This window comes from SAR202 cluster bacterium, assembly GCA_016872355.1.
Taxonomy (GTDB): domain Bacteria; phylum Chloroflexota; class Dehalococcoidia; order Lucifugimonadales; family VGZY01; genus VGZY01.
This window is the reverse complement of sequence record VGZY01000106.1, coordinates 1-6,757: the sequence shown is the minus strand read 5'-3', so window position 1 is coordinate 6,757 and position 6,757 is coordinate 1. Positions and strand designations below refer to the sequence as shown.

The following is a 6,757-nucleotide window of genomic DNA, read 5'->3' as shown; positions in this document are numbered from 1 at the left end:
AGGCCATCAAGGGGCGGCGCGCGGACCTTTTCCTCACTTCCAAAGTCTCCGGCGCCGACCACTCGGCGCAGCACATCCAGCAGGCCCTGGACTCCGCCCTCAAGTCGCTCGGCACAGACTACATCGATCTCTATCAGCTACATAGCCCTCAACCGAAGTGGCCTATCCAGGAGACGATGTCCCACCTGCTCCAGCACCGGGACGCGGGGAAGATAAGGTACATTGGCGTCTCCAACTTCTCGCCGGACCAGATTGCTGAGGCTACGAAGCACGGCCCCGTTCATAGCTCGCAGCCGCGCTACAGCATGCTTTTCCGGGACGAAGGGCAGACATCCCTTCCCTTCTGCCTCAAGAACGGAATTGGCGTGATGGCGTTCTCGCCGATGGCCAAAGGGCTGCTGAGCGGGCAATACAAACCCGGCCACGTGTTCCCTCCGGACGACGAGCGCCACTCCTGGCCCTTCTTTCAAGGCGAGGAGTTTGCGCGAATCTATGCCTTCACGGAGAAGCTGAAGGTCTGGGCGGCGGACCACGGCCGGGACCTGAGCCAGCTAGCCATCGCGTGGACGCTCGCGCATCCCGCGGTCACGACGAGCATCGTGGGCGCGCGCACGCCGGAGCAGTCGCGCCACAACGCACGCGCCGGCGACTGGCAGCTCACTCCGCGGGACCTCAGAGAGATAGATGAGCTACAGGGTAGCCTGCGGCTCTCATTCAGAAGTTAAAGGGGGCGCAGCAAACAGGTGAACAGGACCGACCAGGTCGAATCCATTCTGCGTGGGGCCTATGACCTCCGGGTCCACGCGGTCCCAGACTCAAAGGTCCAGCGGCGTTTCGATGCGCTGGACACCGCTCGGTATGCCCACGAGTACCAGCTTGCGGGCTTTACGCTGGTATCCGGCGAATACTCCACCGCCCCCATGGCCCAGGCGCTCAGCCGCATCTACCCCGGTCTGAAGGTAGCGGGCGCCGTCGTGCTGGACCGTGCCGCGGGCGGTGTGAGCGTCGCGGCTGCCAGGACGGCGATCGATCTCGGCGCGAAGCTCGTCTCCATGCCCTACGATGCCGCGGCCCACAGCATAGCCGTCCGTGGGCGGCTTTCCCTTGAGGCGCAGGCGGTGCTGGAAGTGGTCAAGGATTCCGGAGTCGCGCTCTCGACCGGCGGCGCTGACTTCGAGGACTCGCTCGCGGTGGCCCGCGCGGCCGGCCAGCTTGAGATGGGCCGCCTCATCTACCCGGCGGTCTACCCGGTGAACATCGAAAAGGCGAAGGCCATCGCGGACCATGGCGCGGTGGTTGAGTTCGCCTTCGCCCCCTGCATGCCGTCGTCCAGCGCCGCAACGTGCGACGATATCGCCGAGGCCGTGAATGCAGTAGGCGCCGCCAGGTGCATCGTCTCGTCAGGGCTCGGCGGTTGGCAGGACCCTTCGCCGGCGGAAGGACTGCGAATGGCGATTTCGGCGCTTCTGGAGGCGGGCCTCTCAGAAGAGCAGGTCTCAGTGCTGGTCAAGGCGAACCCCCTGCGCCTGGCCGGTATTGCCTGACCCTCGCCGGATTTCGCCATTGACCGTACTTTCCGGCGCGTCCTATAATTCGAACGTGGGTTTTGCGATCTGTGTCCACGGTCCCGGCCCGTAAACGTCGTGGACAACATCACATGGGGGCAGAAATGTCTGCATCTGGCGATATTGCGCGGGAGGCTTGTGGGGTTGTTGGGGTGTACAGTCCGGGTGAAGACGTAGCAAGATCGGCCTTCTTTGGGATATACGCACTCCAGCACAGAGGCCAGGAGAGCGTCGGCATAGCCGCAGCGGACGGCACCAGGATAAGGGTCCAGACCCGGATGGGCCTAGTGTCACAGAGCTTCGAAGAGCGCGACCTGGCCACGATGCCCGGCCACATCGCCATAGGACATACCAGGTACTCCACAACCGGCTCAAGCCACATCGCCAACGCCCAGCCCCTTATCTCCCGCGGCCCTGACACAGAAATCGCCCTCGCGCATAACGGCAACATCGTCAACTCTGAAGAGCTGAAGGCAGAGCTCCTGGGCTGGGGCCTCAAATTCAACACCACCAGTGACTCCGAAGTTATCGCCCACCTGATCTCCAACGCGCCGGCGGCAACCTGGGAAGGCCGCATCAAGTACATGATGCGCCGCACTAAGGGCGCGTACTCCCTGGCAGTAATGACAAAGGATGCCCTGTTTGCCATCCGCGATCCCCTTGGCGTGCGGCCGCTTTGCCTGGGCAAGCTCAACGGCGGCTGGGTCGTCGCTTCGGAGACTTGCGCGCTCGACCATATCGGCGCTACGTTCATCCGCGACATCGAGCCCGGCGAAGCGATTATGGTCAGCGACCGCGGCCTGGAGACGATCGTCCGCCGTGAGTCGGGAGATACGCGGGAGGCCGGCTGCATTTTCGAGCACATCTATTTCGCCCGGCCGGACAGCATCCTGAACGGAAAGCTGGTATACAGCAACCGCATGGCAATGGGCGCTGAGCTCGCGAAGGAGCACCCTGTAGAGGCCGATATGGTTATCGGCATCCCGGACTCCGCAACCGCCGCCGCGGTGGGCTATTCCCAGGCGTCCGGCATCCCCTACGGAGAGGGCCTCGTCAAGAACCGTTACGTGGGACGCACGTTCATCCTGCCGGACCAGCGGTTGCGGGAGCTTGGCGTGCGCCGGAAGCTCAACCCGCTGCCGGAGCTCATCAAGGGAAAACGCCTCGTCGTCTTAGATGACAGTATTGTCCGCGGCACAACTACGCCCCTCGTGGTGGAATTGCTCAAAAGAGGCGGTGCGAAGGAGATCCACCTGCGGATCTGCGCGCCGCCGATCAAGTACCCTTGTTACCTCGGCGTGGACCTTGCCTCGCGCCGCGAGCTTATCGCCGCGAACAAGACCGTGGATGAGATTCGCGACTTCGTCGGCGCCGACTCTCTGGGCTACCTCAGCAACGATGGCCTCATCAACGCGGTGAAGCTTGGCCGGAACAAGGTGTGCATGGCGTGTTTCACGGGAAACTACCCCATCCCCGTCCAGTTGGAGATGGACAAGCTCGCCCTCGAAACCTCAAAAGCAGGCTCCAGGGTATAGCACCCAACACCCATGTCATCCCACCCGGACGCACAGACATACAAGGCCGCCGGCGTCGACCTGGACGCTGCGGTTGAGACCAAGAAGCGCATCAAGGCGCTCGCCTCGAAGACACACGGGCCGCAGGTCCTCGGCGGCCTGAGCGGCTTCGGCGGAATGTACCACCTCACAGGATACAAGGACCCCGTCCTGGTCTCCGGCACCGACGGCGTGGGCACCAAGCTCAAGCTCGCCATTGCGATGAAGAAGTACGAGACCATCGGCCAGGACGTTGTTAACGCCTGCGTCAATGACGTGGTCATGACCGGCGCAAAGCCCGCTTATTTCCTGGACTACATAGCCCTCGGCAAGATGAAGCCCGAGATCATTGAGGGGCTTGTCACCGGCATCGTTACGGCGTGCAAGGCCAACGGCTGCGCGCTCGTTGGCGGTGAGACAGCCGAAATGCCCGGCATGTACGCTGAAGATGATTTCGACATCGCGGGCTTCGCCGTGGGCGTCGCGGAGCGCAGCGAGCTCCTGGATGTTTCTACCGTCAGGCCTGGCGATATCCTCCTCGGAGTGCCTTCCAGCGGCCTGCACACCAACGGCTTCTCCCTCGTTCGCCATATCCTCGGCCTGGACAAGGACCCGTCTCCCCTCTTCGAATACGTGCCGGAGCTGGGCCGCATGCTTGGCGAGGCCCTCCTGGAGCCGCACAGGCCGTACTACCCCGTGATCGCTCCCGTGCTCAAGCACATCAAGAGCGTGGCCCACATCACCGGCGGCGGCCTTTACAAGAACATGCCCCGCTCCATCCCGGACGGCGTCACGGCTTCTTTTGACAGGGGCGCGTGGCCCGTTCTGCCAATATTTACCGCGCTCCAGGAGCGCGGCAACGTTGAGTGGTCGGAGATGTACCGGGTCTTCAACATGGGCATCGGCCTGGTGATCGTTTGCGACCGCGAAAACGCAGCGTCCGTCAGGTCGCTCATCCCCGAGGCACTGGTTGTAGGAGAGGTGACGCGGCAGCAGGGCGACAGGCGCGTGACCCTGATGTAGCTGCACATCATGCTGTGCAGCTACATGGTTCCCCCAAGCATGCGTGGATGTCCGGGTCCGTTCGCTTTTCGCGGCCGATTTCCTCTATACTACCGTTCCGACTTCCATTTCGAGGACGACTGATGAAGGCTTTGCTGAGCGCTTACAACCGGGCGGGCCTTGTGGAATTCGCCCGGTCCATTTCGAAGGCCGGTTTCGGCATCCTGAGCACCGGAGGCACAGGTAAGGAGCTTTCAGGGGCGGGCATCTCCGTGCAGCAGGTTTCCGAATACACCGGCTCCCCTGAGATACTGGACGGCCGCGTCAAGACTCTACACCCGAAGGTCCATGGCGGCATACTGGCCCGCCGCAGTCTTCAGAGTCACACATCGCAGATGGCGGAGCACGGGATCGATTCTATCGACCTCGTAGCCGTTAATCTCTATCCGTTCGTTCAGACTGTCTCCCGACCTGGCGTAACGCTGGACGATGCGCTTGAGAACATCGATATCGGCGGGCCCACTATCATACGTGCGGCCGCGAAGAACTTCCCGGACGTGATCGTCGTCGTGGACCCCGCGGACTACGGCTGGATTGCGGAGCGTATCGCCTCCGGCGGCGCCGGGGCAATCGCGCTGGAAGAGCGCAAGGCGCTGGCCCGAAAGGCCTTCCAGCACGTCTCCGTCTACGATTCCGCAGTCTCCAGGTACCTGGGCGAAAGCGCAGACCCATTCGCCGCTGAGGTCGGCCTTGGCTTCACGAAACTCGGCGACCTCCGTTACGGCGAGAACCCCCACCAGAGAGGCGCTGTGTACGCCGATCCGCTGGCGGCCGGCGGCATCGTCCGGGCAGAGCAGCTCAACGGCATGGAGATGTCTTACACGAACTACCTGGATGCCGAGGCGGCCTGGAAAACGGTTAAGGAATTTGCGTCTACTGCCGTCTGCATAGTCAAGCACACCAACCCTTGCGGCGTGGCAATCCACGCCGACCAGGCGCAGGCGTACCGCAACGCCCTCGCGGGCGACCCGATTTCCGCCTACGGCGGCATTGTGGGCTTCAACACTGCGGTAACGACGGAAACCGCGGCTGCCATGAAGGGCGTGCTGTACCACATCATCGTCGCGCCGGACTATGAGCCGGAGGCGCTGGCGATCTTCCGCAAGCGCAACAAGGACACCCGCGTTCTCAAAGTGCAGCGCTCCACGGGGTCACTGAACGACCTGGAAGTGCGCCTCGTATCGGGCGGCGCCCTTCTCCAGACCGCGGACAACAAGGAAGAGGACTTCTCCACCTGGAAGGTCGTCACCAACGTCAGGCCGACGGCCGAACAGATCTCCGACCTCCACTTCGCCACGAAGGTACTCCCGCACATCAAGTCCAACGCCGTGGTGCTAGCGAAGGAGAGGACGATGGTCGGCATGGGCGCGGGCCAGCCTAACCGGGTGACGAGCATCCACCTGGCGCTGCGCAGCTCCGGCGCAAAGGCGAAGGGCAGCGTGATGGCGTCGGACGCATTCCTGCCTAACGTCGATAACGTGGAGCTTGCCCACCAGGGCGGTATTGTCGCTATATCTCAGGCTGGCGGCTCCAAGCTCGATCAGGATATGATCGATACCGCGAACCGTCTTGGCGTTGCAATGGTATTGACTGGAGTGCGCCACTTCACTCACTAGGGTTCAGGATATATGTCGAGCACGGTACTGATATGGACGCTTGTCGCGATTGTGGCCTCGAGCCTCCTGGGCGTCTTCTTCTCCCGAAGGAAGAAGGACCCTTGCCTGTCCGATTTCAGGAACTACCACGTGACGGTGCAGCACAAGAATGGCAAACGCGTCTAGGGAAGGCTGCAGGTAGACATCTCCGGAGTCGAATTCAGGTACCGCTCAAACTACCTCGATGACGATCACTTCGAGACGAGCTTCATTATGTACAAAGAAGAGTTCCCCAATATCTTCATACTGTTCAGGTTCCTCGACGACATCTCGCAGGCGAACATAGAACGGCGCAAGAAGAGTCTTGCCAAGTCATATCGCCCCAACCCTGTACGCCGAAGCCTCCGGTGGACAAAGAACACTCTCAATACCGTCAGGGACTCTGTCACCGAGGCGCTGGGGACGGCGCTCGCGCAGGGCAAGGCCCTCAACCCTGCCCTCAACGCAATGTCATACCAGCACAAGTACGTCACCAAGGTCCAGAGCGAGGCCATGGGAATGTGGAACGGCTCCTTCGATCCCATCCTGGAGCGCCATATAGGATTGCGCGTGGTAATGGAGGTTACTTCCCCGTCAGGAGTTGTGGTCGAACATGTCGGAGTCTTTAAGGAATACAGTCAGCAATTCCTGGAGGTCATGGACATAAACTACATGGATAACGGGAAATTGCGGGTCTGCGATATGGTTGTGCCCCGCGCGCACGCCCAGATACGACACAGCGCGGAGCCTGTCAAGGACGGGACGACAATTGTGTCTTTGCTCAGTGATATTGTCAGTAGGTAACTGCTCAGTGAATATGTCAGTCCATGAGAGGACTACATTTGACCGAGCGAGAAGCGAAGAGAGCACAGATACTGAACCTTGTTCTGGAGGGGCGTTGCGAGGCAAGTAAGGCCGCTGAGCTGATGGGTGTCAGCGAGCG

7 protein-coding genes are annotated in these 6,757 nt (G+C 61.6%); all 7 read left to right on the top strand.

The window, feature by feature from the left end:
• Positions 1–725: aldo/keto reductase (locus FJ319_14155; GenBank protein ID MBM3935408.1), on the top strand; the 725-nt coding region annotated here is incomplete at its 5' end.
• A gap of 18 nt (positions 726–743) precedes the next feature.
• Entirely contained in the window at positions 744–1,544 is an 801-nt protein-coding gene (locus FJ319_14150) for a hypothetical protein (protein ID MBM3935407.1), read from the top strand.
• A 125-nt stretch (positions 1,545–1,669) separates the two neighbouring features.
• Positions 1,670–3,100, top strand: a complete 1,431-nt coding sequence (locus FJ319_14145) for an amidophosphoribosyltransferase (GenBank protein MBM3935406.1) — start codon at positions 1,670–1,672, stop codon at positions 3,098–3,100.
• A gap of 12 nt (positions 3,101–3,112) precedes the next feature.
• Positions 3,113–4,141 carry a phosphoribosylformylglycinamidine cyclo-ligase gene (locus FJ319_14140; GenBank protein ID MBM3935405.1) on the top strand — a complete coding sequence of 343 codons (1,029 nt, stop codon included), beginning with the start codon at positions 3,113–3,115 and terminating at the stop codon, positions 4,139–4,141.
• 122 nt (positions 4,142–4,263) lie between these two features.
• On the top strand, positions 4,264–5,796 hold the full coding sequence (gene purH / locus FJ319_14135) for a bifunctional phosphoribosylaminoimidazolecarboxamide formyltransferase/IMP cyclohydrolase (protein ID MBM3935404.1): 1,533 nt from the start codon (positions 4,264–4,266) through the stop codon (positions 5,794–5,796).
• A 12-nt stretch (positions 5,797–5,808) separates the two neighbouring features.
• Complete coding sequence (locus tag FJ319_14130; GenBank protein MBM3935403.1) at positions 5,809–5,961, top strand: LPXTG cell wall anchor domain-containing protein; 153 nt, start codon at positions 5,809–5,811, stop codon at positions 5,959–5,961.
• Between the two features lie 87 nt (positions 5,962–6,048).
• Positions 6,049–6,618, top strand: coding sequence for a hypothetical protein (locus FJ319_14125; protein ID MBM3935402.1), 570 nt, complete (start codon positions 6,049–6,051; stop codon positions 6,616–6,618).
• The last annotated feature ends 139 nt before the right edge of the window (positions 6,619–6,757 follow it).